Source organism: Litoribrevibacter albus, assembly GCF_030159995.1.
Classification (GTDB): Bacteria; Pseudomonadota; Gammaproteobacteria; order Pseudomonadales; family Litoribrevibacteraceae; genus Litoribrevibacter; species Litoribrevibacter albus.
This window is the reverse complement of the sequence record NZ_BSNM01000003.1, coordinates 282724-306474: the sequence shown is the minus strand read 5'-3', so window position 1 is coordinate 306474 and position 23751 is coordinate 282724. Positions and strand designations below refer to the sequence as shown.

At 45.2% G+C, this 23751-nt stretch carries 21 protein-coding genes; 9 read left to right on the top strand and 12 right to left on the bottom strand.

All coding sequences use genetic code 11. From position 1 onward, the window contains the following. Window positions 1-5 precede the first annotated feature (5 nt). Both QQL66_RS03230 and QQL66_RS03225 read left to right on the top strand, forming a co-directional pair. Window positions 6-734: a phosphoadenylyl-sulfate reductase gene (locus QQL66_RS03230; RefSeq protein WP_284378700.1), complete on the top strand. Its 729-nt coding sequence runs from the start codon at window positions 6-8 to the stop codon at window positions 732-734. Between the two features lie 179 nt (window positions 735-913). Continuing rightward, entirely contained in the window at window positions 914-1252 is a 339-nt protein-coding gene (locus tag QQL66_RS03225) for a hypothetical protein (RefSeq protein ID WP_284378699.1), read from the top strand. Between the two features lie 100 nt (window positions 1253-1352). Here QQL66_RS03225 and cysB read toward each other — a convergent pair whose 3' ends face one another. Continuing rightward, window positions 1353-2327 (bottom strand): HTH-type transcriptional regulator CysB, encoded by a 975-nt coding sequence (gene cysB / locus QQL66_RS03220; protein WP_284378698.1) that lies wholly within the window; start codon window positions 2325-2327, stop codon window positions 1353-1355. A gap of 198 nt (window positions 2328-2525) precedes the next feature. Here cysB and QQL66_RS03215 point away from each other — a divergent pair, with 198 nt between their 5' ends. Next, window positions 2526-3311 carry a sulfite exporter TauE/SafE family protein gene (locus tag QQL66_RS03215; protein ID WP_284378696.1) on the top strand — a complete coding sequence of 262 codons (786 nt, stop codon included), beginning with the start codon at window positions 2526-2528 and terminating at the stop codon, window positions 3309-3311. Window positions 3312-3524: 213 nt separating this feature from the next. Beyond that, window positions 3525-4589, top strand: coding sequence for a 3-deoxy-7-phosphoheptulonate synthase (locus tag QQL66_RS03210; protein WP_284378694.1), 1065 nt, complete (start codon window positions 3525-3527; stop codon window positions 4587-4589). 110 nt (window positions 4590-4699) lie between these two features. Here QQL66_RS03210 and QQL66_RS03205 read toward each other — a convergent pair whose 3' ends face one another. The 4 genes from QQL66_RS03205 to QQL66_RS03190 form a co-directional block, all read right to left on the bottom strand. Then, window positions 4700-5545 (bottom strand): peroxiredoxin family protein, encoded by an 846-nt coding sequence (locus QQL66_RS03205; RefSeq protein WP_284378692.1) that lies wholly within the window; start codon window positions 5543-5545, stop codon window positions 4700-4702. Between the two features lie 35 nt (window positions 5546-5580). Then, window positions 5581-6153, bottom strand: coding sequence for a TetR/AcrR family transcriptional regulator (locus tag QQL66_RS03200; RefSeq protein WP_284378689.1), 573 nt, complete (start codon window positions 6151-6153; stop codon window positions 5581-5583). Window positions 6154-6307: 154 nt separating this feature from the next. After that, on the bottom strand, window positions 6308-7477 hold the full coding sequence (gene chrA, locus QQL66_RS03195) for a chromate efflux transporter (RefSeq protein ID WP_284378686.1): 1170 nt from the start codon (window positions 7475-7477) through the stop codon (window positions 6308-6310). A gap of 112 nt (window positions 7478-7589) precedes the next feature. After that, window positions 7590-8588, bottom strand: coding sequence for an adenosine deaminase (locus tag QQL66_RS03190; RefSeq protein WP_284378683.1), 999 nt, complete (start codon window positions 8586-8588; stop codon window positions 7590-7592). Window positions 8589-8847: 259 nt separating this feature from the next. Here QQL66_RS03190 and QQL66_RS03185 point away from each other — a divergent pair, with 259 nt between their 5' ends. Both QQL66_RS03185 and QQL66_RS03180 read left to right on the top strand, forming a co-directional pair. Beyond that, the gene (locus QQL66_RS03185; RefSeq protein WP_284378680.1) at window positions 8848-9507 is read left to right on the top strand and encodes an alpha/beta hydrolase; all 660 of its coding nucleotides are present in this window, start codon (window positions 8848-8850) and stop codon (window positions 9505-9507) included. A gap of 163 nt (window positions 9508-9670) precedes the next feature. Beyond that, window positions 9671-12292 carry an EAL domain-containing protein gene (locus QQL66_RS03180; protein ID WP_284378678.1) on the top strand — a complete coding sequence of 874 codons (2622 nt, stop codon included), beginning with the start codon at window positions 9671-9673 and terminating at the stop codon, window positions 12290-12292. Here QQL66_RS03180 and QQL66_RS03175 read toward each other — a convergent pair. Then, window positions 12289-13047 (bottom strand): tetratricopeptide repeat protein, encoded by a 759-nt coding sequence (locus QQL66_RS03175; protein WP_284378676.1) that lies wholly within the window; start codon window positions 13045-13047, stop codon window positions 12289-12291. The genes QQL66_RS03180 and QQL66_RS03175 overlap by 4 nt on opposite strands. Window positions 13048-13263: 216 nt before the next feature. Further along, window positions 13264-14184: a class I SAM-dependent methyltransferase gene (locus tag QQL66_RS03170; RefSeq protein WP_284378674.1), complete on the bottom strand. Its 921-nt coding sequence runs from the start codon at window positions 14182-14184 to the stop codon at window positions 13264-13266. A gap of 233 nt (window positions 14185-14417) precedes the next feature. On the opposite strand from QQL66_RS03170, the gene QQL66_RS03165 reads away from it, so the two are divergent. Beyond that, window positions 14418-14891 carry a peroxiredoxin gene (locus QQL66_RS03165; RefSeq protein WP_284378672.1) on the top strand — a complete coding sequence of 158 codons (474 nt, stop codon included), beginning with the start codon at window positions 14418-14420 and terminating at the stop codon, window positions 14889-14891. Window positions 14892-14900: 9 nt separating this feature from the next. On the opposite strand, the gene QQL66_RS03160 is transcribed toward QQL66_RS03165, so the two are convergent. The 3 genes from QQL66_RS03160 to QQL66_RS03150 all read right to left on the bottom strand — a co-directional run bounded on the left by QQL66_RS03160 (window position 14901) and on the right by QQL66_RS03150 (window position 19242). Continuing rightward, entirely contained in the window at window positions 14901-15647 is a 747-nt protein-coding gene (locus QQL66_RS03160) for a substrate-binding periplasmic protein (protein ID WP_284378670.1), read from the bottom strand. 124 nt (window positions 15648-15771) lie between these two features. Then, a complete protein-coding gene (locus QQL66_RS03155; RefSeq protein ID WP_284378668.1) occupies window positions 15772-17490 on the bottom strand; it encodes a thiamine pyrophosphate-binding protein in 1719 nt (572 codons plus the stop codon). Window positions 17491-17631: 141 nt separating this feature from the next. Next, window positions 17632-19242, bottom strand: a complete 1611-nt coding sequence (locus QQL66_RS03150) for an FAD-binding dehydrogenase (RefSeq protein WP_284378666.1) — start codon at window positions 19240-19242, stop codon at window positions 17632-17634. A 143-nt stretch (window positions 19243-19385) separates the two neighbouring features. Between QQL66_RS03150 and QQL66_RS03145 the strand changes: the two genes are divergently transcribed. After that, window positions 19386-20393 carry an AraC family transcriptional regulator gene (locus tag QQL66_RS03145; protein ID WP_284378664.1) on the top strand — a complete coding sequence of 336 codons (1008 nt, stop codon included), beginning with the start codon at window positions 19386-19388 and terminating at the stop codon, window positions 20391-20393. 1 nt (window position 20394) lies between these two features. Here the strand turns inward: QQL66_RS03145 and QQL66_RS03140 are convergent, their stop codons facing one another. Next, window positions 20395-21186 (bottom strand): substrate-binding periplasmic protein, encoded by a 792-nt coding sequence (locus tag QQL66_RS03140; protein WP_284378662.1) that lies wholly within the window; start codon window positions 21184-21186, stop codon window positions 20395-20397. Window positions 21187-21458: 272 nt separating this feature from the next. Between QQL66_RS03140 and trpB the strand changes: the two genes are divergently transcribed. Continuing rightward, the gene (gene trpB, locus QQL66_RS03135; protein WP_284378661.1) at window positions 21459-22694 is read left to right on the top strand and encodes a tryptophan synthase subunit beta; all 1236 of its coding nucleotides are present in this window, start codon (window positions 21459-21461) and stop codon (window positions 22692-22694) included. A gap of 125 nt (window positions 22695-22819) precedes the next feature. Here the strand turns inward: trpB and lepB are convergent, their stop codons facing one another. Next, the gene (gene lepB / locus QQL66_RS03130; protein WP_284378660.1) at window positions 22820-23623 is read right to left on the bottom strand and encodes a signal peptidase I; all 804 of its coding nucleotides are present in this window, start codon (window positions 23621-23623) and stop codon (window positions 22820-22822) included. Window positions 23624-23751: the final 128 nt, after the last annotated feature.

Here is a 23751-nt window from a genome sequence, read left to right as displayed (position 1 = left end):
ATTAGATGATGAGTGAATTAAACGTTCAGCAGTTAGCGCTTGAGTACGATAATGCCTCCCCACGTAAAGTATTAGAGTTGGCATTGGAAAATATCGACAACATTGCGATTTCGTTCAGCGGTGCCGAAGATGTCGTTCTTATCGATATCGCACGTAAAGTCAAAAAAGACATTCAGGTTTTCTCGCTCGACACCGGACGCTTACACCCTGAAACCTATGAGTTTATGGAACGCGTTCGTAAGCATTACGATTTAGACATCGAAGTGATGACACCGGATTCTGAATTGCTGCAACCTTTCGTTAAAGAAAAAGGATTGTTCAGTTTCTTTGAAGATGGTCATCAGGAGTGCTGTGGCATTCGTAAAATCGAGCCATTGAAGCGCAAACTGGCTACTCTGGACGGTTGGATCACAGGTCAGCGTAAAGACCAAAGCCCAACACGTTCTGAAGTGCCTGTGATTCAACACGACCATACCTTCTCAGGCCCGGGTAAAAACCTGATCAAATTCAATCCACTGTCTAACTGGACCTCAGAACAAGTTTGGGATTACATCCGCATGTTCGATGTGCCATATAACAAGCTTCACGAACAAGGTTATACCAGCATCGGTTGTCAGCCATGTACTCGCCCTGTGCTACCAAATCAGCATGAGCGTGAAGGTCGCTGGTGGTGGGAAGAAGCCACTCATAAAGAATGTGGTTTGCACGCAGCAAACATTAAATCAGAGTCTTAATTTCGACTTATCTTTCAAACTTACCCAGTCTATGGTCAGTTTCGTCGATCATAGACTTCCGAGAAGAAGGCGGTCATTCTGCCTTCTTTCTGCACTCGCCTCTACCCTAAGCAAGGCCGTCTTGTTAAAATGACGTTTTCAGTCAACGCTCAATTAACACGTATAAGCCTGCTGACCTCATGAAAATTATCCTAGTTCGAAAAATCAAAGCCGATGGTAGTGACTGCCCTAAATGTCAGGACGTGATCGACCAAATGGCAAAACATGACCAACTGAAATACCTCGACCGAATTGTAGATGCTGATGAACGAGATGAAACCAGTGAAGGTTTCATGCTTGCCACTAAATACAAAGTCAGTCGTGCTCCGTTCTTCCTGGTGGAATTCGATGACGGCAGTCATAAGATTTACACGGTTTACCTTAAATTCGTGAAAGAAGTCCTGGAGCAGGACACGGATAAAAAAGAAGAACTGAAGGACACTTTGTCTTCTATATCTGATGAGCTAGATTTTCTATAGATCGCTCTTCTAAAGGAATTCGTGTCTAAACAGTCTCACATCTAAACAAAAAAGCCAGAACGTTATGTTCTGGCTTTTTTGTATGACTATTTGGAACACCTTAATAGACGGGTAACTCAACCCCTTCAAAGAGTTCATCCACTTCACCTTTGCTCACACAATTAATCGCGGCATCAATGCGATCGCGTGTAAGGTGAGGAGCAAACGACTCAATAAAGTCGTACATGTAACCGCGAATATAAGTGCCTCTACGGAATCCGATTTTTGTCACACTCGGTTTAAACAAGTGACTGGCATCTAAGGCAACCAGATCTGAATCAATTTGAGGGTCAACCGCCATATGGGCAACAATACCAACCCCTAGCCCCAGTCGAACATAGGTTTTAATGACATCGGCATCGGCGGCAGTAAATACCACTTTGGGTTTTATATTTGCATTTTCAAAGGCTTCATCCAGCTTTGATCGTCCGGTAAAACCAAAAACGTACGTCACAATAGGATATTCAGCCACATCCTGAAGGGTTAGCTGTTTAATTTTGGCTAAAGGATGGTCTTTAGGAACCACAACAGAACGATTCCAGCGATAACATGGCATCATCACCAAATCGTTAAACAAAGACAAAGCTTCAGTGGCAATGGCAAAATCAACTGTGCCATCGGCCGCCATTTCAGAAATCTGCATCGGCGTTCCTTGATGCATATGCAATGACACGTCAGGAAAACGCTGAATAAAATCACTAATAACCGGAGGTAACGCATAACGGGCTTGAGTATGGGTCGTACCAATTGCCAGGCTGCCCTTCTTCTCATCACTGAATTCAAGCGCCACCTGTTTGATACTTTCAACTTTGCTAAGCACTTCACCGGCAACCCGGATGATTTCCTCACCTGCCGGAGTAATGTGAGTCAGATGCTTACCACTGCGTGAAAAGATTTCCACGCCTAATTCATCTTCTAACAATCGAATTTGCTTACTGATACCAGGCTGTGAAGTATATAAACTTTGAGCAGTCGCAGAGACATTTAAATCGTGATGCGCGACTTCCCAGATATAGCGCAACTGCTGTAACTTCATATACCCTCCAGGCATTGTTTGTTCAATTTTGGAAATAATTATCGAAAGATGATTGTTCGAGTTACGACCAGCTCAACTCTATCTAGTTCAATTAATTATAAAAATATAAGCAAATATTCTTTTTCAGAATAGATAGAAAGCTATAAATTTACCAGCTAGTTTCGAATTATTGTTGGTTATACATAGTAGACCATTTGAATGGACATACTCCTTTATATTCTTGCAGGTGCCGTCGTAGGCCTCGCCGTGGGTATTACCGGCGTTGGTGGCGGCTCCTTAATGACGCCTTTGTTGCTACTTTTTGGCTTCCCACCTCATGTGGCGGTAGGCACAGACTTAATGTACGCATCAATCACTAAAGCCGGTGGTGCAATTGCTCACCATAAACAAAGAACCATTCGATGGCGATTGATGGGGATTATGGCTGCCGGGAGTCTTCCTGCTGCAGGCGTCACAGTGTTTCTTCTTCATAATTATTTTGGTGATCCTGAAACCTATAACCACTTATTAACCACCAGTTTGGGATTCATGTTGATTCTTACCTCTGGTGTCATTCTCTTTAAAAGCCGTTTACGTCAGAACATCGCACAGGAAATTGTTTCTACTCAGGATATCATCAGTACACGTAAGCAAGATGTATTGACCTTCGCCATGGGTGTATCTCTGGGCGTACTGGTTACGCTGTCATCTGTTGGTGCAGGCGCAATTGCTGCAGCCGTGCTAATGATTCTCTATCCCAAATTGGCCTCCATTAAAATCGTGGGAACCGATTTGGCACATGCCGTCCCGCTGACATTGATTGCGGGCCTTGGTCACATGTTCTTAGGAAACGTCGATTTTCTCTTACTCGGTAGTTTGCTAATCGGCTCTTTGCCGGCCATCACCTTAGGAACCAAACTGGGAGCCAATATCCCGGACAAAGTACTTCACCCTATTCTTGCATCTGTACTAATGTTGATCGGGGCCAAGTACGCGTTCTTCTAAAGATTGTATGATGCAAAAATCGATAGCTGATGAGGTGTCTTAGGACTCCCTTTATCCATCAGCTATTGATCAATAAAACGGTAATCCTTAAGGTTTAGTATTCACACACACTTGGTTTGAGTTCATAATGACTGGCCTATAGGATTTACGCCACACAGCGCAGTAATAAACCTTACTCACATACGTGCGCTTGAAGGACATCAGGAAATAAAAATGACAGAGCAGTTAGAAAACGTAAACGTGGAATCTTCAGAGTTATTAATTACACCGCATGGCTTGAAAAAAGACGTGCCTATTTCAGAAGCTGCAGCAAAAGCAGTTGCTGAAGGTCGCCACACTATCCAAAACATCCTTGATCGCAAAGACCCTCGTTTATTTTTGGTATTAGGTCCTTGCTCTATTCATGATGTAAAAGCAGCAAAAGAATACGCTGAGCGCCTGAAAGTCCTTGCTGAAGAAGTAAAAGATACCTTGTATTTGGTTATGCGTGTGTATTTTGAAAAACCACGTACCACCGTTGGCTGGAAAGGCCTGATTAACGATCCACATTTGGATGACACGTTCAAAATTGATGAAGGTCTTCACATTGGTCGTCAGCTATTGTGTGATTTAGCGGATATGGGCTTGCCTTTGGCAACCGAAGCACTTGATCCGATTTCGCCTCAGTACCTACAAGATCTTATTTCCTGGTCTGCTATTGGTGCTCGCACCACGGAATCTCAAACCCACCGTGAAATGTCCAGTGGCCTATCAATGCCTGTCGGCTTCAAGAATGGTACTGATGGTGGTTTGGAAGTAGCAATCAACGCCCTTCAATCGGTTGCGCATCCTCATTCATTCTTGGGTATTAACCAGACAGGTCAGGTTTCTATCGTAAGAACAAAAGGCAACAAATACGGCCACGTTGTACTTCGTGGTGGTAACGGCAAACCAAACTACGACTCAGTAAGCGTTGCTCAATCTGAACAAGCGCTTGAGAAAGCCGGTGTTACTCAAAACATTATGGTTGACTGTAGCCACGCGAACTCCAACAAACAACCAGAGCTTCAACCTTTGGTTATGGAAAACGTTGCCAACCAAATTCTTGAAGGCAACAAATCCATTGTTGGCTTAATGATTGAAAGCCACCTTAACTGGGGCGCACAAAAAATCTCTGACGACATGGAATACGGTGTATCTATCACCGACGCATGTATCGATTGGGCTACGACTGAAAAGTCTGTTCGTGACATGGCAGAGAAGCTTAAAGATGTATTGCCTACGCGTAATAATAGCTAAGCACTGTTATAGCTAACACTGTAGAGCCCCAAAAGCTCTATACGCTAAAGCAACAACAATAAAAAACGGATGCCTCGGCATCCGTTTTTTGTTTTCAGTCTGTATTCAATCTATACCGAAGCCATGGATTTGAAAACTCTAATAAACTCTTCAGGCTCAGGTCTTACCCGATAATTATCAGTGAGATCAGAATACACCAGCTTCCCTTCTTTATCGGTAATCAACACCGTCGGTCTTACAGTATCAGAGTCATAACCCAAAGCTTCCAATCCCGTTGGTGTACCACCTTCAGCCTTAATTCCAAAGGCTTCCGCAGTTTTTAATTTGCTATCAACCAGAAACTTAAATGGCACATTGAAACGATCCGCCAATGCTTGTGTATTTTCTTCTGGTTGAGGGCTGATCAAACAGACGTCAACACCCATTTCGTTTAGTTCACGGTACAAGTTTGAGATTTCTTTGACTTGTGCCACACAAAGTGGGCACCAATTGCCTCGGTAGAAAATCATCAAAGTAGGTTTTTCTGATAAGTCAGAACGAGTGACCGGCTCACCTGATGGCGTATACAATGTGAAATCAGGTAAAGGGTGTCCAATCTTCAGTGACTCACTTTTCTTACCACCAAAGTTTGAGTACCAAAACAAATATAAGCTCCAACCTAGCCAAGCAATGGCAGCCAATCCAATTGCTAAACTGTTCCCTTCCAAAAAGCCTTGGTAACCAACGGACACCCCCAGAATTATCGTTGGGATAGTCCATTTAGGCAGTAACGCAGAAGTGCGAGCCGGTTCGCCAAGAAATAGGTGCCCAAAAAATGATACCCCTATGATGTGTAAGATTGCGGCCAGCAAAATGGCTTTCGAGTCAGAGCTAAAATAGCTGTAGAGCAAAAATACACTGACCAATGATAAGTAAGTACAGTATCCAGAAATAAAGAGGGATTTAAGCTTTTGCATAGAAACTCCGATCATTGTTGTTATTCAGGCAGATTTCATTTGGTTTGGGTAAGTAATTCAAAAAGACGCAACAACTCTTGAATGAGTTGAGGATTTGATGCGCCTTCCCTTTGTCGAACTCTGGCGCCTTTAACCTGGGTAGCCATCATGCTGGCATAGCTCTCAGCCGTGTCTGCATTGATCTGTAGAGCTTCAAAAACTGTTTTAAACCCCTCTTCCATCTTATCCAGAGTCGCTGTAACTATTGGCTTAATCTGACTAAGCGCCCGATCGTCTTCACACAAGCTATTCACCAGCAAACACCCCACTGGAAGCTCAGAATTTTCAGCAAACGACAGCCGGATAAACTGCTCAACGCGCTGAACAGGAGGAAACTGCTGGTTGAACAGAGTTAACTGAAAAAGCTGATCAACCCGATGCTGAAAGCACTCTACACAACGCATAAATAGCGCATCTTTATCGCCTATCGAGTTATAAAGCGTCCCTCGACTAATCCCCATTTCTTCTAACAGTTCATGAATCGAACTGGCACTAAAGCCATGCCGCCAAAAGTAGACCATGGCTTTGGAAAGGATCTGTTGTTCGTTAAATTTTTGAGGGCGAGCCATAAAACGGGATTTATCCTAAACAGTTTTGGAACAATCGTTCCATAATATATAAACCAACGTTGAATACAAATAAAGAAGCGACAACATCAAAAGACCTTGTCGCTTTTTAGAGACGGATAAACTCAGGTGTATTTCAGAAAATACTCCAGCCGGATTAAAGAACCAAACCACCAGCCAGTGCAGTAACAAGCACTACCCCCCAAATAGGGAGACGGGCAACACTCAACGCGGTCCAAACCAATAACACTACGGCCATGTCTGATGCACTTAACACCGCGCTCGAAAACACTGGTTGATACAAGGCGGCAACTAAAAGACCCACTGTCGCAGCGACGATGCCCTGGACACTTCCTGCCAGGTAATTATTCGCTTTTAACTTAGGCCACACAGACAGCGTCGCAATAATTAACAACCAGCCAGGTAAAAAGATCCCGGCCGTTGCGATCATCCCGTTCACCCAACTATCACCCACCACATAACCTAAGTAACTGGCAATGGTAAACATTGGCCCCGGAACGGCCTGTGCCAGGCTGTAAGCCGTTAAAAACTGTTCCTGACTGACTTGCTGAGCAATCAAGGGTTCAGCCTGAAGCATTGGTAACACCACATGTCCGCCGCCAAAAACCAAACCGCCTGCACGATAGAAGGTATCAAAAATAGCCAGAGAATGGCTGTCTAATGGTGCAGTATCCAGAGAAGTGACTAAGAGGGGTAACCCGAATAACAGAGCAAGAAACACAACAAGGAAAGGAAACGTAAACAGCCTTGAGCGTTGCGTCAACGTTTCTACGGGAGGCGTCCCCTGTCTCAAAGCCACTGCACCCACAAGACCGGCAAATCCAATCGTCAACAACTGGCTCGTCAGACCAGGCATGAGCAACATGGTAACTGCCGTGACAATGGTAATAGTGAACTTCAAACGAGTAATGCAAATCTTCTTCGCCATTCCCCAGACTGCGTCCGCGACAACAGCAACGGCCAATAACTTCATGGCATGAAGGACTCCATCCACCCAAGTCACATCGTAAGTATGTTGGAGCACATAGGCAGCACCGATCATCAGGATCACCGAGGGTAAGGTGAACCCCAGAAACGCAATCAAACTGCCTAAAATTCCTGCCTGACGATAGCCAATGGCCATCCCCACCTGTGAACTGGCAGGCCCCGGAAGAAAATGACACAACGCCAGAAGTTCAGTGTACTCAGCTTCACTGAACCATTTGCGTTCTACTACGAACTCACGATGAAAGTAGCCTAAATGTGCAACAGGTCCGCCAAAAGACGTCACGCCAAGTCGAAGAAAAATCAGAAAAAGAGAAAACATGCCCTGCCTTTATACTGCGAAGTTAATTCATCAATAAAAGGCAGAGAGTACAAGAATGAAATGACAAAACAAGTCACTTTGGCAGATGAATATCAGCTATTCCTGACGTTACTTAACCGAGTAAAGCCATCATCTCAGCTCGTCTTTGTTCATTCACAAAACTGGCTTCAATACTGTTTTTAACCAGTTGAGAGGCCTGTGCTTCTGTCAGGTCCAACGCATCTGCCAAAGCAACAAAGTTCTCCGTCATGTAACCGCCAAAATAGGCAGGATCATCCGAATTAACCGTCACGCATACCCCCTGCTCCAACATGGTTAAAATGTTGTGCTGAGACATATCATCGAAAACACACAGTTTGGTATTGGATAAAGGACACACCGTCAACGGCATACGAGTTTCAGCAAGATGCTGCATCAGCTTTTCATCGTCAATGGAGCGAACACCGTGATCGACTCGTGATACTTGGAGATCATTAATTGCCGTCCAAACATACTCAGCAGGGCCTTCCTCTCCCGCATGCGCAACCGTCTTTAAGCCCAGTTCACGTGCCTTAGCGAATACCCGACTGAACTTTTCAGGAGGATGGCCTTGTTCGGAACTGTCCAATCCGACACCGATAATCACATCCAAATAGGGTTCAGCCATTTCCAGAGTTTCGAACGCCGCTTCCTCAGACAGGTGACGTAAGAAACACATGATCAGCTCACTGGTGATCCCCAGTTTCTCTTGACCGTCTTTTAAGGCTCGAATGATGCCATTAAGCACGGTTCTAAAAGCCACACCGCGATCGGTATGCGTTTGCGGATCAAAGAAAGGCTCCACATGCATTACATTCTGTTCTTTACACTTGGAGAGATACGCCCAGGTAAGATCATAGAAATCCTGCTCATGAATCAACACGTTCGCGCCTTGATAATAGATGTCCAGAAAATCCTGAAGATTACTGAACTCATAAGCCGCACGAACTTCTTCTACATTCTTAAATGGCAATTCGATATTGTTTCTTTGAGCAAGGGCAAACATCAACTCAGGCTCAAGGCTGCCTTCCAAATGTAGATGTAATTCCACCTTAGGTAACTTGTTCAACCATTCATGCGATGCTTTAGTCATGCCCTTCTCCTCTAACCTAAAATTATTTTTTGACCTAATGGACAGATTTTAACGTATTTTAGCTCACACTACTTCAAGCAAAACGTGAAATCGCGAATCATCAATAAATCCTTGTTTAGTCATACCTCTGGCCCCATGACTCTGTACCCCCGGCGCGCTTGACCTACTCTCCGCGACATAGAAATATTTGTTAAGTACTATTCTTAAGTACTATTGGTAATAATATCGGTTTAATAATTGTAGCAACCAGCGGACCAACATGACCTATCTCCCTTCTATAGAAATAAACCCAACCACAGAAGCCAAGGCTTCGGTAATTTGGCTGCACGGTTTAGGTGCTGATGGCAATGATTTTGCCCCGATCGTGCCAGAACTCAAATTGCCTGATGAACTAGCCGTTCGATTCATCTTTCCTCACGCTCCCAGTATGCCCGTCACCATTAATGGTGGTTTTGTCATGCCTGCCTGGTATGACATCCTTGAAATGAGCATTGAACGTAAAGTGGATGAACAACAATTACTGACATCAGCCAGCGAGATCGGCAAACTCATCGAACGGGAAATTGAACGAGGTGTGCCTTCGGAAAGAATCGTGTTGATTGGTTTCTCACAAGGTGGCGCAGTAGCCTATCAAACGGCGTTAAGCTATCAAAAACCCTTAGCAGGATTACTGGCGCTATCAACCTACTTTGCCACGGCTGATACCATACAACTCAGCGACGCAAACAAATCCCTTCCTGTCTTTATTCAACACGGATTACAAGATCCAGTCGTTCCCGACCAGCTGGGCCGGAAAGCCCACAAGACGCTAAAGGACTTGGGGTATGAGTGTTCGTATCAAGGCTATCAGATGGAGCATAATGTCTGTATGGAACAAATAGACGACATTCGCGCTATCCTGCTGCAACTTCTGGATTAAGCTCAGCCTTTCTCTCAAAAAGGCACCTGACTCTTCCTTCAAGTGCCTTTGAATTCAGCTACTGTTAATAGAAGTTAACAAAAAGAATCTGAATGCCGATATCTTTATTACTCAAGTTCGGTACGATGAATTCAAAAGAAAAATAATAATTAAGGAAGCTCCTTTGAACTGGCTGTCTAAAGCAAGCATTGTCGTTGTTTGTTTACTGGTTTTGTTCAGTCAAACCATTAAAAGCAACGAAAGCACCTCAGGCTACACTTCACCAAAAGTGTCAGTAACCGAAGAAGATATTGTCAGTCTTGCTCCTTATGCCACCTTTTATGAAGACCAGGAACACGTATTAACACCCGATCTAATTCACTCTAGTAGCCAATTAAACGGCTTTAGAAGCTCGGATTTAGCACCAAATTTTGGACATTCTCGTGCCGTCTATTGGCTAAGCGTAGACATACAAAATCCACTGGCTACCGATATTGAGCAAGTGGTGAGCCTTGCCTCGCCGATGTCTGACTTGGTCAGTTTTTACGTGATTAAAAATGGACTGATTTCTGATTCCTATACCACCGGCGACAGAGTTCCGTTCAACATCCGACGAATCCCTGATCCCAATCCATCGCTGCTATTAAAACTAGAACCACACAGCACCACTACCGTACTTATACGGCAAGAATCAACGTCACCAATCATCTTTAATGCCACCCTGTCGTCTCCTTTGATTTTTCATGAGAGACATTTAAAAGCCACTGCGGCAACCATGTTTTATTTTGGCATTTTAACACTCACGATGATTCTCAGTGCCTACGCCTTTTGGCTCACTAAAGAAAAGGTATTTGCCAGCTATTCAGGATTCATTTTGTCCCGACTTATACTGCAAGCATCCATCACCGGCTATGCTTTCCAATACCTGTTCTATAACGCGCCATCCATTCAAAACCTTAATATTGTTATCTTCGCCTGTGCCACCATCCTTTGTTTTGCCTTATTCACCAAACAGCTGTTGGACGTAAGGGGATCACGAAACACTCTGCTCACAGTTCTTATGCTTATGTGCATTGTGCCTTTCTTTCTAATGTTTTCGGACTACCAAACGGCACTCATCTTTACCAAAGTTCTGGCGCTGGTATCACTATTAAGTTTTCTTGCCATGGCCTATCACTATGCTCAACAAGGGCTTCAAATTGCGAAGTACTATCTGATCTCCATGAGCGTACTGTTACTTACAACGGGCTACTACCTATTAAGTCGATTTACGTTGCTCCCCTATAACGATATGGTCGAGTTCCTGTTGCAAGCCGGCACGGTATTGGAAGTCCTGCTGCTGGTGATCCTGGTTGCCATTCGATTTGAGCAAGAAGCCAAGCAAAGAGCCATGGCAGAAATTCAAGCACTCAAACATTCAGAAGAAACCAACCTGCTTGAACAACAGCTTCAGCACAGAGCATTTCATCACGCCAAAAACCACTTACCCAATGATGTGTTTTTTCATCAAGCCTATCGCACCATGCATACAACCATTGGCTTCACCTCTCATGCCGTGGTATTCATCAAAGTTCACAAGCTTAAAGAATTTGATAAGACTCTGGGGACGAAAAGCTCTGACCGACTCAGTCAGCACCTTGCGGAACATATCAACACCATACTTCGCCCCTACCCATCCATCGTCAGTATTGAACAAAGTGGCCACGGGCCGGTAAAAATCGCAGCCCTGGACCAAGCCAGCTTTGTATTCCTTGCCGACGTAGATAGTGAACAAAAAATTGCCACACTCGCACGAAGCATCGCTGAACGCCTTAAACAACCGTTTACCTTTGAAGCAATTAATCTGGATCTGGACGCCCACCTTGGCATTGCCTTTTCCCAACATGGCCCTGCTCAATCTTCAGAACCGGCATCCTACCTCGATGAATTAATTCGCAAAGCCAAAATTGCAGGCAGTCAGGCGTATCAAAAGAAACGCCTGTTTCAGAGTTATAACGAAGAAGAAGACCTCTTTAACGAAGCTCGTTTGTCCTTGGCAGCAGAGCTACGATTGGCGTTAGAAAATCAAGAGTTAACGCTGGCCTACCAACCCCAGCTGTCTCTTACCGACAAACGCTGTGTTGGGTTAGAAGCCCTACTACGATGGGAGAACCCACAACTTGGGCAAGTCAGCCCGGAAGAGTTTGTATCAGTTGCAGAACATAATGGTTTGATCAAACCCTTGACCCTATGGGTAATCAACAAAGCGCTCCGCGAAATGGTTGAGATCAACAAACAACACACTGGCCTACAGTTCTCGATCAACATTTCTGTCTTGAACTTACATGAACCAGGATTTGTCGAAGCCGTTTCAGATGCCTTAATCAAAAATCAGGTTTCCCCAGGTCAGCTTACGTTGGAAATTACCGAATCCAGTATCATCAGCGATGACTTTCAGGAATTGAAAACGCTTGAAGAGCTGAAAGCTCTGGGCATCAAACTTTCCATCGACGACTTTGGTACCGGGTTTTCCGGGCTGTCTCAAATTCATAAACTCTCGGTTCATGAATTAAAAATTGATAAATCCTTCATCTTCGATGTAACCCACAAACACAGTGCGGAAACCATCGTAAAAGCCTCCATAAATATTGGTCACGACCTTGAAATGAAAGTGGTTGCTGAAGGCATTGAAGACGAAGAAACAGAGACCTTATTACGTCAGTTAGGCTGTGATATCGGACAAGGCTACTTCTACGCCCGCCCGATGAATAAAGAAAAAACCCTGCAATGGCTGGAAACGCATAAGGATTTGGAAGAAGTGGTCTAACCGCACTCTTTCTGATACTGGCGGGTTAACCTCTCACGTGTCTGACTCACCGTATCGTCAGACACGTACTGACGATTGCCTTGGTCGTCCAGGTTATACCAAACCACCCGTTCGCCCAGCCGTCGAATGCTGTCTTTCAAACGACCACATGCGTCACGCTTTTTCGCTTCTTCCTGCTGCTCTTTGCGCTTTTCATCTTTTAAGCGCTGTTTCTCAGCACGACGATCACCATAAATAGACAGTGCACGAGTCACCCTATCCTGATCACGGTTAGATTCTGGTTTCTTATAACGACTCGGCTTTTCTTTCGGTGTGTTGTTTGTTGATTCATCAGAGGCTACGGATGAAGACGCAGAACCGCGCCGTGCCGTCTCATCTTTCTTCAGACGATTCAACATAAAATGTGCATTAGGCAGCCAGGCACTGTCTGGATGGGCGTCAATGAACGCCTGAACGGCAGCTGACGTTCCCTGCTGCGCTGCTTGAGTATAGGCCAAGCGATCACGCTCATATTCAGCATTAGCTCGCCATCGAGAAGCAGGATATGTTTCGATAAACCGATTGAGCGCATCGACCGACTGTTCGGACTTAGCCATCTCAAATTCAGCTTGTTCAAGGTAGTTCTGTGCACGAGCATCCTGTGCATAGGTTGGAACACTGACAGAAATACCAGCGGCTAATAACAGACAAGAAAACCAATGAGAAAACAGATACGTACTGGTGAATGTTTTCTGAGATGGATACGTTTTCTTCATAAAGCGTCCCTTTAACCGGCTGATCCTTCCGTAGATCAGTAATGCTATGTCCTTTATGCCTCGTTCATTCAAGGCACACGATGAGAGAGTGATTATTACACCTGATAACTATCAGTATAAGTCGTTAAGCATAATATCAATAAGACAAGTGGCCAGCGGCTCTCAAACTAAGACCAATGGCGTACCAGCACTCCATCCATCGTGCTTGCTAACGAATTAAGCAATTGTGTCTGAGGGAGAAAAACGAAACACATAGACCTTCAGCCCTTTTCCAGCTTCTGCTTCTTTGAAGACCGCCGGGTTTTCAATCTTGTTTAACAACTCACACTCAGGACAGTTCTCCTCCACCTGAGAAAGCAAGAAAGCATCATCCAGGTCTGGAGAGTTCAGACAAAGCATCACTAACCCCCCTGGTACAACCAATTCAGGAATGCGGCGGATGATCTTGTGGTAGTCCCGCTGAATATTAACGCTGCCCTTCTGAAAGCTTGGTGGGTCAGACACCAGAATATCGTACGGCCCCGGTTTTTTGATTCGTCCCCAGGATTTAAAAATATCCAACCCCTGAAACACGACCTTATCCAAAGCGTGATCATTCAATCGGTGGTTTTCACGCCCTGTTGCCAGTGAGGCTTTTGACATATCGACATTCACCACCAGATCCGCATTGCCCTCAATCGCAGCAACCGAAAAACCACAGGTATAAGAGAAGAGGTTCAACACCTTCTTGTTAGCACTGTGTTCTTTCAACCAACGACGACCGTTCAGCATATCGAGAAACAATCCGGTGTTTTGAGCTTTACCCAAGGTAATGTGAAACTTCATGCCCTCCTCTAAAGCCACCAAATTGGTAATTTCTTTACCAGAAAGCACTTCAAAAGGCGCCCCCGGGCGACAACGATACTGAACCTGAATGGACTCCTGTTCAGGAAATATCTCTGCCAAATCACTCACCTGTTGTTCTAGCCAATCCGGCTCAACTTCGTTAAAAAGCGTAATGACGATGGCAGGAGCAATCCAGTCCACACACACATGCTCTAATCCGGGAAAAGCATGTCCTCGACCGTGAAATAAACGTTGGCACTGAGATAGATCAGAAGGTCTTGAGATGTGTTCAATCACTGAAGGCGTGCTCATGTAACATCGTATCCGTTTAACAAAGTGAATGGAGAAACGGCGCAACCATAGCAAATCACTTGAGAAAATTCAGCTAAGATCGAATTCGAGCTGGATCAAAGTCATTAGGGTATCTAGGATTAACTCATCCATTACGATTTAGACCACTAGCGGTTTAAACCCAATGTTGTTTGAACCCATTCAGGTTTGAACCCATTCAGGTTTGAACTCAATTCCATGAAAAGGACGAACTCATGATTCAACGTGGAGACACACTGCCAGACTGTACCTTCCAATTACTTACGAATGAAGGAATGAAGAATCCAACCACGGACGAGCTGTTTGCAGGAAAGAAAGTAGTGCTTTTTGCCGTCCCTGGCGCGTTTACGCCCACCTGTTCTGAAGAGCACTTACCAGGTTATGTTACGTTGGCCGATAAACTTAAAGCAAAAGGCGTAGACAGTATTATTTGCCTGGCAGTCAACGATGCCTTTGTTATGACTGCCTGGGGCAAAACACATAATGCCGAAGAACTGATCATGCTCGCTGATGGTGACGGTACGTTTACGAAAGCCATTGGATTAGATATGGATACCGGCAGCTTTGGCGGAGTACGCTCTCAACGGTATGCCATGTTGGTGGATGATGGCCGGGTCACCCAATTAAACGTAGAGCCACCTAAAACCTTTGAAGTCAGTAAAGCAGAAGCCATGCTGGCTCTACTGTAAACACACGAGCTAACGTAAATACTCATTCAGTAGGTCTCGATAGACTTTTGACTCTCTTACCGTTAGAAGTGCTTTGTTGAAGGCATCCAGGAATTCTTTTCCTCTTGGGTGCTTCTTCGATACCAATAGGTGCATGCTCTGTGTCAGTAAAATTCGTTCATGCATTTTAAAATTCATTGGTTTAAGCCCTGCTTTTTTTATCGACGCAAACCCCACGTATTTATCCATGTCCACGAGATCAACCCGCCCCTGACTCAGCTGCAAAAAACAAGTATCCAAGTTATCCGCCCAGCGTAAAGAGATATGCCCCTTGTCCACAAAAGGCTGAATTGCATTCAGGTTATAACCCACCGGCTTACAGGTAACGATGTTTTTGTAGTTCTCGATGTTATTAAAGTCGCGTGATTCATTCGCCCGGGAAAAAAAACGTTCTTCAACACCAATGATCGCTTCCGAATACAATAAGTGTCTAGCTCGTTCGGGCGTATGAACATAAGGAAAGGTACCCACATACGTTCCTTCAATGGTTTCCAGATACCCCCGGCGCCAAGGCAACCACTTGATTTCATAATTGCCCGGCAACTCCTCCATCACGATATGGAAAAGTTTAATCAACAATCCCCCTTCGGGATAATCAAGGTCAGTGTAAGGCGGAAAATCCGACCCCGTAACAATGACCCAATTCGTATCGGTTTCGTTCGCTGAAACCTCAATACTTAACGAAAAAATCAGGAAGAAAATAAAACGGCCAAACATGCTGACTCACCTCGTATTCTCCATAACCATAGCAGGAAAATTCGAGGTGCCAGCGTAATATCAGAAAAAAAGGACAGAGAAGCCATCAGCCCATTTTTCTGTCTAACCATAAGCCATAAATAAATTATCCAGTGATCTTTCGCTTTAGAGCCCGACTGCCAATTCTCAACTTCGTTTTAAAATCAAATCGCTTAAAGTTGGTTTTAACCGCTCCTTGAGTAAACGCGGTTTTCTTTGAGTAATCAACCTTCACATCCACTATCACAGGCTTCCCGGAACGAGCCGATGTTAATGCTCTGGCAATAGCCGAATTCATCACGTGATGATCCTCCAGACAGACATACTCCGCTCCTACGGCTAAGGCCACTCCTTCAAAGTTAATTCTGTTTAAGCTTGTACAGGGTTTTCGGTTGTAAGGGATTTCTTGCGCCTGAGCAATCTGGGATAACTCACCATCATTAAACACAAAGTAAACCACCCCCAGCCCTAACGCCGTAGCGGTGGAGATTTCCATGCAGGTCATAGCAAAGCAACCGTCACCAACAATAGCGATTACATCCTGATCAGGGTGACTCAATTTGGCGCCAATTGCCGCCGGTACGCTGTAGCCCATGCAATTGAAGTCGGTCGGGGAAATGAAACGCTTCGGCCCATAAATCGGCATTAATTCAGCGGCAAGATAGGTATGGTTACCATCATCCACCACCGTAATAGCCTCTCTTGGGAGTTGCTGCCTTAGATCCTGAAAAAACGCCGCCGGGTTTACCTTGCCTTGAGAATCATGCGCCAACCACTCTTTTAAATACCCTTGCTTCTGGTTGTGAATCAAACCGGCAACATCGGAAATCGACTTTCTCCGAATCAACTTAGTCATTTTGGAAAGCGCGTCTTGTGCATCCGCTACCAAGGCCACACTCGGTTGAAAGTTCACACCAATAGATTCCGGGCTAATATCAATGTGAATCAATTTATCGGGTGGATTAACCCCAAAGCTTCCCGTCGCGATTTCTGAAAATTTAGTCCCTATCGCTATCAAACAATCACACTGTTCAAACGCCCGCTGAGCAGCCGGAACAGAAGCAGGACCAAAACTAAACCCGGCATGCAACGGATGATCATGAGGAACAACACTCAACCCCTGCAGCGTAGTAGCAATAGGCGCATTCAGCATTTCCGCCAATTCAATCAGCTCATCACTGGCATTCACCGCACCCCAGCCGGCAAAGATGCAAGGACGCTCAGACGCCTCAATCAAAGAGATCGCTTGTTCCAACGCCTGATCATCGACGGCTGGCACTACCTTTTTGGATTCGTAAGGGAAAATCGAATCCACGTCGCCAGAAAATAACTGAACATTTACCGGAATTTCGATAAACACAGGCCCGGGTTCACCACGAGTGGCGACTTCATAGGCGTCATAAAATGTGGGAAGAATGTCTTTGTGATCTTCAATTAAGTACGTCTTCTTACAAAACGCACCGATAAAACTGTGCTGATCCATCTGATGTAACTGATTACCGTATTCGAGATCGGTTCTGACACCACCACAAATCACTAACATTGGAATACCGTCAAGAAAGGCTTCACCAATTCCCGCTGCTGCGTAAGCCACGCCAGCAGCGGGAACGATCACAAGCGCACCAATGGAATCCGACACGCGACTCACCGCATCGGCCATAAAGGCTCCGCCCCCTTCATGACAGACCAAAATAGGCTCTATCTGATCGGATTTATTTAATTCATCGTACAGCTCTGTATTGTGGACTCCCGGGATACCAAAGGTATGTCTGATCCCGATTTGTTCCATGGCATACCTTGCCAACCACGCGCCTGTTTTTTTCATTGTCGACTCCTAGAATTCTATGCTGCTACAGGTTCTGCCCATAACTTCAGCCCGCATCTTCAGCCCGTATTTTTTGCCTGAGCCAAATTCAATACTGCGTCTGTTGTTAAATGCTTTTGATCACTCTGATTTTTTGTTGCTCTAGCCGTTCACAATGGCTTGAGCTGATTTACGAGCGGTTAAAATGCATCCTCCGAGAAAGGTGCCTTCCAAGGTACGTTTACCGTGAATACCGCCACCACCGAAGCCTGACGCTTCACCTGCGGCATACAAGCCAGGGATAACCTCTCCTTGGTGATTCAATACCTGACTCTTTAAATTCGTTTGCAGGCCACCAAGGCTTTTACGACTGAGAATAAACTCTCGAATAGCAATTAAAGGCCCGGCTTTGGGGTCTAGAATCTTCTGATACTTGCAGGTTCTTAAACGATTACCCCGGTAATGTCTGAGCTGAGCAATCCGACGTAACTGATCATCATTGAGATAGGTTTTTCCCCGATCGATCATCTGGTCGTAGGTCTGAAGCTCGTCGTTGAGCGTCGATAGATCCATTGAAAAGCCCTGGTTCTGCTGGTTGATTTTTTCCACCAATTCTTCCAACGAATCAGCCATCACAAAGTCCGAGCAGTGGCGGGTTAGATCATCCACCAAAGATTCATTGCCCATCACCGCCATTTTGAGAAAGGCCAACAGGTCTTTATTTTTGATGGCGTCATTAAATTCGGAACCCGACACAGCCAGTTCTTTTATGGCGATCTTTTTGTTCAGGATCTGCCAACTGAACTGCCCCGGTTGTTGGCAGACCTGAGTAACCAAGCGACGGGTATCAAAGCCTGTAACCATAGGCTCAGGGCCTATTCGTTCTCCTAATGCATTAACCCAAAGCGCGGAAGGACAAGGCACTAGACTCAAGCCGTGGTTATCACGTTTCGGGCGAGGATGATGCACTCCCGCCGCGTAATTCCACTGGCGATCCAAATGAGTCACCCTGGCACCATGATGTGAAACCGCCTCATGCAATCGCCCGTCAGAGTAATGATGAGAGCCGTTCAAAATGGTCTCAGGAGCCGATTGCCACTCGCTGTCCCAATGCTGTCGTACCTTTTCCAGACAACCGTTGATGCCACCCGTTGCCACCACCGTATTATCAGCCAGGATTTGGAATTGCTGGCAGTGGGTTTCATCAAGCCCGACACAGCCCACCACTCGACCACCTTTTAACAGAACGTCATCCACCCGATGCTCAAAAAGACAGCGCAAGTTCTGAACGTTTGGATGAGAAATTAAATGATCGATTAAGGCCGTAATCAGCCCATGCCCGGTTCCCCAGACCATATGAAAGCGCGGCACCGAATTACCCGGCGTGTACAAACCACGCTCAACCCAGTGCACAACGGGGAAAAATCGAACGCCACGATCTTTCAGCCAGTGATAAATCATTTCGAGGGATTCGTGTACATAGCATTCGGCCCAAGCTCTTGGCCATTTATCCTCTGGGTCAAACTCAGCAAAATGCAGCCAGTCATGCAAAGCGAGCTCAGGGGAATCCTTAATGCCAGTTCTACGTTGCTCTGGCGTGTTCACCATGAACATCCCACCAAAGGACTCTTTGGCCAGGCCACCAAAGTTGGCCTCCGTATCACGATCAAGCAAAATCACCTGTTGATTGGCATCCAACAATTCAATAGCAGCGGTGATTCCCGCAACACCTCCGCCAACAATTACGGCATCGCACTGATACTCATTGGTCATTTTTTCACCTCATCAAGATGCAATTCATTGATTCAGTTCAGTAGATTAATTGACCAACTTGGTATGCTCATTGATCAGCAAGGTCTAGGTTTTTGTCCTGAGAGGACAGCCCCCATAAGAATAAGAGTTCAACGAGGCCATTCATGACACAGCACAGCATCACCGTCTCCTCCAATTGGGCAAAGAGTATTCTGGAGTACAGCGGTCGAGATAAAGACGCTCAGAAAGAGATTCTTCAACGCGCTCAACTCACTTCAGAAGACTTCTCTACAAAAAAACGCTTGTCGATGGATCAAACCGTTCAGCTCTGGGGTGCCTGTATTGAGCATTCGAACAATCCGTTTTTCGGATTACATTTTGGGGAACAAGTCCGACCTGGCACCTTCCATATTGTCGGATACACCTTGATGAACTCTGCAACACTGGGTTCAGCTCTGGACAAGCTAAATCAGTACCAACGGTTAATCAGTGACGGCGGGATTTTTCAAAAACTCCCAACCAAGAAAGGAACCTGGCTCATCTACCATCAAAAGCCCGATTCCTTGCCGTTTTACTATCATCAAATTGATGCGGTTTTTGCCGCGTTGATCGCATTTGCCCGCTGGACCACGGGGGAAGAAATTATGCCGATAGAAGTTTCTTTCCAACGACCTCAAACCAATGATGAAAGTGAATACCTCCGCCTGTTTGGAGCAGCCCCTAACTACGGGCAAACCTTCGATGGCATTTTGATAAGCGATGATGCACTGTCGCTGCCGCTCCTGGAAGCAGATGAAGAGCTTTGCACCATGCATGAAGAACACGCCAAGCAACGATTAGGTGAGTTGGGCCAGGTTCGCAATATTCGCCACAAGGTAGCTCAGCTCATCGAGCATCGATTAAGCTCCAGCCATGTGACGCGCCCGCATATAGCGCAATGTTTGAACATGAGTGAAAAAAGCCTGCAACGACGACTCGCAGAAGAAGATACCTGTTTTCAAACAGTGTTGGACAATGTCAGAGAACGCTTGGCCCGACACTATTTGGAAGAAACAAAATTACCGCTGAGCGAAATTGCTGAGCTGCTTGGCTTCACAGATAACAGCGCGTTTTATAAAGCATTCAAACGATGGACAAATTTAAATCCTGGCGCCTATCGAAAACAGAGTTAACTCAGAAAGATTCCATATACGTTTTACGAAAGGCCGTTTGAATCTCAGCCAGTCGCCCCTGTTTCCGAAGTTTGGTAAGACTGCGATTAAAATCTATTAAAAACTGGGGATCACTATCTCGCTTAAGAGCCAGATAAATATTCGCCAGAAGCAGAGGTTCAGGTAGACTTTCAAACTTGTTGGTAAGGTTTAAAGAAGCAATATTTTTCGGTGCGGCCAAGTCATTATCCACCAGTGCATCCAAACGTTTGGCGTCCAATAAGGCATACAACTTCTTAACGTTTCCATCGATAGCCTGGAATTTTTTCTCATGCTTGGCACGGTCAAAATCATCACCGTAGCTCCATCCAAGTTTAATACCCAAGACCAAGCCGGATAAATCAGCTATATCCTTAAAGTTAAATGACTGACCTTCCCTCACCCAAAGTAAGTTGCGTTCAACATAAAAGGGCTCCGAATGGTCCAACAGCTCAAGCCGCTCATCATTCTTAACGATACCAACGACGACACCCTCTCCCGCTTTAGCAGAATGCAAGGCACGCTTAAAGGGATACATACTGAATCTGTATGGAATCTTCATGTCATCCAGAATGTCACGCACCAGCCTCACCCATAAACCTTCTGGTTCCGAATTTAGCTGATAACTGAAAGGCGCATTGTCTTCATAGAAAATAATGTTCTTTGGCTCAGCCCATGAGACAGACGCACAAAACAAACCTAGAAAAAAACAAAGAAACAAAAAGCCTGAAGAAGAGAGAGGCTGTAAGCTAATTCCAAAAGACTGTCGATACATGGATGAAAGCACCTAGGATGAGCAGGATGGTAATTTGGGGCTTGCTGATCATTCGAAACAAACGAATTAAACAACTATAGCAGCCACCTCAAGGTTCCCTGATACAAAGAAACACCTGACACAATACACAACTTTAAGGTATTGTTCTTATTTAAGAAACCACGGTCTGATTAACCAGTCAATTATTTACAAATCTCTTCATTGATTTCGAACAAAGTATAGATTCAATAGCCACTTATACTTTCGAGATCAATTTTTCGCGGGAGGAAGACGTGAGCGATACTATTACCAACACCTTTAACCACAACCTACCGAATGCTGACGGTTATTTTGGTGACTACGGCGGCAGTTTTATCCCTGAAGAGCTACAAACCGTCATGAATGAAATTACCCAAGCTTATCTTGAGATTCGTGAAGACCAAGGCTTTCGGGATGAATTAGCGGATCTGTATCGCCATTATGTTGGACGCCCCAGTCCGGTTTTCCACGCAAAAAATCTAAGCCGCGAATATGGCGCAGATATCTATCTTAAACGTGAAGATCTGAATCACACCGGAGCTCACAAGATCAACCACTGTTTGGGTGAAGCCCTTTTAGCCAAAAAAATGGGCAAAAAGAAAATCATTGCGGAAACCGGTGCCGGACAACACGGTGTAGCACTTGCGACCGCTGCCGCATTGGTCGGTCTGGAATGCGATATCTACATGGGTGAAGTAGATATCAAGAAAGAACATCCAAATGTGGTTCGTATGGCTATTTTGGGGGCCAAAGTCATTCCTGCAACTCATGGACGAAAAACCTTAAAAGAAGCCGTCGATGCCGCGTTCGAAGCCTATCTGAAAGACCCGGTTAACCAACTGTATGCCATTGGCTCAGTAGTTGGCCCACATCCGTTTCCAATGATGGTAAGGGATTTCCAATCCATTATTGGCAATGAAGCCAAAGCGCAATTCCTCCAGCAAACCGGAAAACTACCGGAAAACGTTGTAGCTTGTGTGGGTGGTGGATCTAATGCTATGGGCATTTTCAGCGCCTTCCTTGAAGATATGGATGTCGATCTTTGGGGCGTTGAACCAGCAGGCCGAGATTTACATACCGACGGTGAACATGCTGCGACCATGTTCAAAGGTGAACCGGGCATCATGCATGGATTTAAATCGTACATGCTGAAAGATCAGGACGGAGAACCGCAGGAAGTTTACTCGGTTGCCAGTGGTTTGGATTACCCGTCAGTCGGTCCTCAACACAGTTACTTAAAAGATACCGGACGCGTTAACTATGACGTGATTAACGATCAAGAAGCCATTGATGCTTTCTTTGCACTCTCTCGTCACGAAGGCATTATTCCTGCTATTGAGTCAGCTCACGCGGTCGCGTATGCCTTAAAGTTAGCTTCTGATCATAAAGGAAGAAGCATTCTGGTGAATCTTTCTGGACGGGGTGATAAAGACATCGACTTTGTCGTTGAAAACTATGGTGAGGCCTATGGCGTGAACGTCACTAAATAAGCCCCTGATATGGAAAAGGCCCGAAAATATTCGGGCCTTTTTAGTGTTTACTCAGAATATATTCTTACTATGTATTAGTACTTACCTTGTATTAGTACTTACCTTGTATTAGAACTTGCTCTGAATTAGCGAACCGACTGCCCCAATCGACCAAAATCGAAAGACAAAAGCACATCGGTTACCGTACCGACCATCAACTTTTCAGGAATGGTCCCGAAGAAGCGACTGTCTTGGCTTTGATCACGAAAATCACCTAACACAAATATTTGCCCAGGTGGAACCATCCGCTCTTCCATACTCATCGAATGATCCATACGGCGAAGCACCTCTGGCACCTTTGTGGTCATATCAATTTCCCCATTGCGATAAACCTGACCATAAATGATTGAAACGCGATCCCCGCCTACAGCCACTACACGACTGATCGACGGCACAATATCAACCTCTGAGGTATAAAACGCAACCACATCACCCGGCTCAACTTGCTTGTCGCGGGAGTTAATCAAAACCCATTCCCCAGGATCAATAGCCGGTACCATTGCTGCATTCTTGGCAATCGTAACTTCAACCCCCAGTAAAGAAGTATTGGTGTATGACAAATAACTAAACCCTAACTGCCAAGCCAACACAAAACCGATATAGCCCCACCAGGAGTTATAAGCTTTTGGCTGAAAATATTGATCTGACTGTTTGGCTAAGCGTGCCGAATGCCATATGGAGAAGAGATAGATAGCAAGAAAAGTGATGAAGAAGAGCAAAGCGCCATTGAATGAAGATAACCAGCCCATAGACCCGAGCGAAATCAATGAGCCATAAATAGCCACCTGAATTGCTAACGCGATGTTTAAATGACCAACATAAAGATGGCCCAGACCAGGATAAATTAATGATAGGACGCCTGCTGTGGCAGGACTTCTTTCGTACAACATTCAGTACATCCTTATACTGTTTTTACCAACAAAAAAGTTCACATGAAAAGCTGAAACATCTAGCCCGAAGTCTCTTTCGCTTAAAAAGAACTAATGTTTTTCGCTTGAAAAGAACCAACGATCTTAAG

Bases quoted from the DNA above. Each gene is read 5' to 3' on its own strand.
- QQL66_RS03230 (WP_284378700.1), top strand. From the start codon at position 6: ATGATGAGTGAATTAAACGTTCAGCAGTTAGCGCTTGAGTACGATAAT.
- QQL66_RS03225 (WP_284378699.1), top strand. From the start codon at position 914: ATGAAAATTATCCTAGTTCGAAAAATCAAAGCCGATGGTAGTGACTGC.
- cysB (WP_284378698.1), bottom strand. From the start codon at position 2,327: ATGAAGTTACAGCAGTTGCGCTATATCTGGGAAGTCGCGCATCACGAT.
- QQL66_RS03215 (WP_284378696.1), top strand. From the start codon at position 2,526: ATGGACATACTCCTTTATATTCTTGCAGGTGCCGTCGTAGGCCTCGCC.
- QQL66_RS03210 (WP_284378694.1), top strand. From the start codon at position 3,525: ATGACAGAGCAGTTAGAAAACGTAAACGTGGAATCTTCAGAGTTATTA.
- QQL66_RS03205 (WP_284378692.1), bottom strand. From the start codon at position 5,545: ATGCAAAAGCTTAAATCCCTCTTTATTTCTGGATACTGTACTTACTTA.
- QQL66_RS03200 (WP_284378689.1), bottom strand. From the start codon at position 6,153: ATGGCTCGCCCTCAAAAATTTAACGAACAACAGATCCTTTCCAAAGCC.
- chrA (WP_284378686.1), bottom strand. From the start codon at position 7,477: ATGTTTTCTCTTTTTCTGATTTTTCTTCGACTTGGCGTGACGTCTTTT.
- QQL66_RS03190 (WP_284378683.1), bottom strand. From the start codon at position 8,588: ATGACTAAAGCATCGCATGAATGGTTGAACAAGTTACCTAAGGTGGAA.
- QQL66_RS03185 (WP_284378680.1), top strand. From the start codon at position 8,848: ATGACCTATCTCCCTTCTATAGAAATAAACCCAACCACAGAAGCCAAG.
- QQL66_RS03175 (WP_284378676.1), bottom strand. From the start codon at position 13,047: ATGAAGAAAACGTATCCATCTCAGAAAACATTCACCAGTACGTATCTG.
- QQL66_RS03170 (WP_284378674.1), bottom strand. From the start codon at position 14,184: ATGAGCACGCCTTCAGTGATTGAACACATCTCAAGACCTTCTGATCTA.
- QQL66_RS03165 (WP_284378672.1), top strand. From the start codon at position 14,418: ATGATTCAACGTGGAGACACACTGCCAGACTGTACCTTCCAATTACTT.
- QQL66_RS03160 (WP_284378670.1), bottom strand. From the start codon at position 15,647: ATGTTTGGCCGTTTTATTTTCTTCCTGATTTTTTCGTTAAGTATTGAG.
- QQL66_RS03155 (WP_284378668.1), bottom strand. From the start codon at position 17,490: ATGAAAAAAACAGGCGCGTGGTTGGCAAGGTATGCCATGGAACAAATC.
- QQL66_RS03150 (WP_284378666.1), bottom strand. From the start codon at position 19,242: ATGACCAATGAGTATCAGTGCGATGCCGTAATTGTTGGCGGAGGTGTT.
- QQL66_RS03145 (WP_284378664.1), top strand. From the start codon at position 19,386: ATGACACAGCACAGCATCACCGTCTCCTCCAATTGGGCAAAGAGTATT.
- QQL66_RS03140 (WP_284378662.1), bottom strand. From the start codon at position 21,186: ATGTATCGACAGTCTTTTGGAATTAGCTTACAGCCTCTCTCTTCTTCA.
- lepB (WP_284378660.1), bottom strand. From the start codon at position 23,623: ATGTTGTACGAAAGAAGTCCTGCCACAGCAGGCGTCCTATCATTAATT.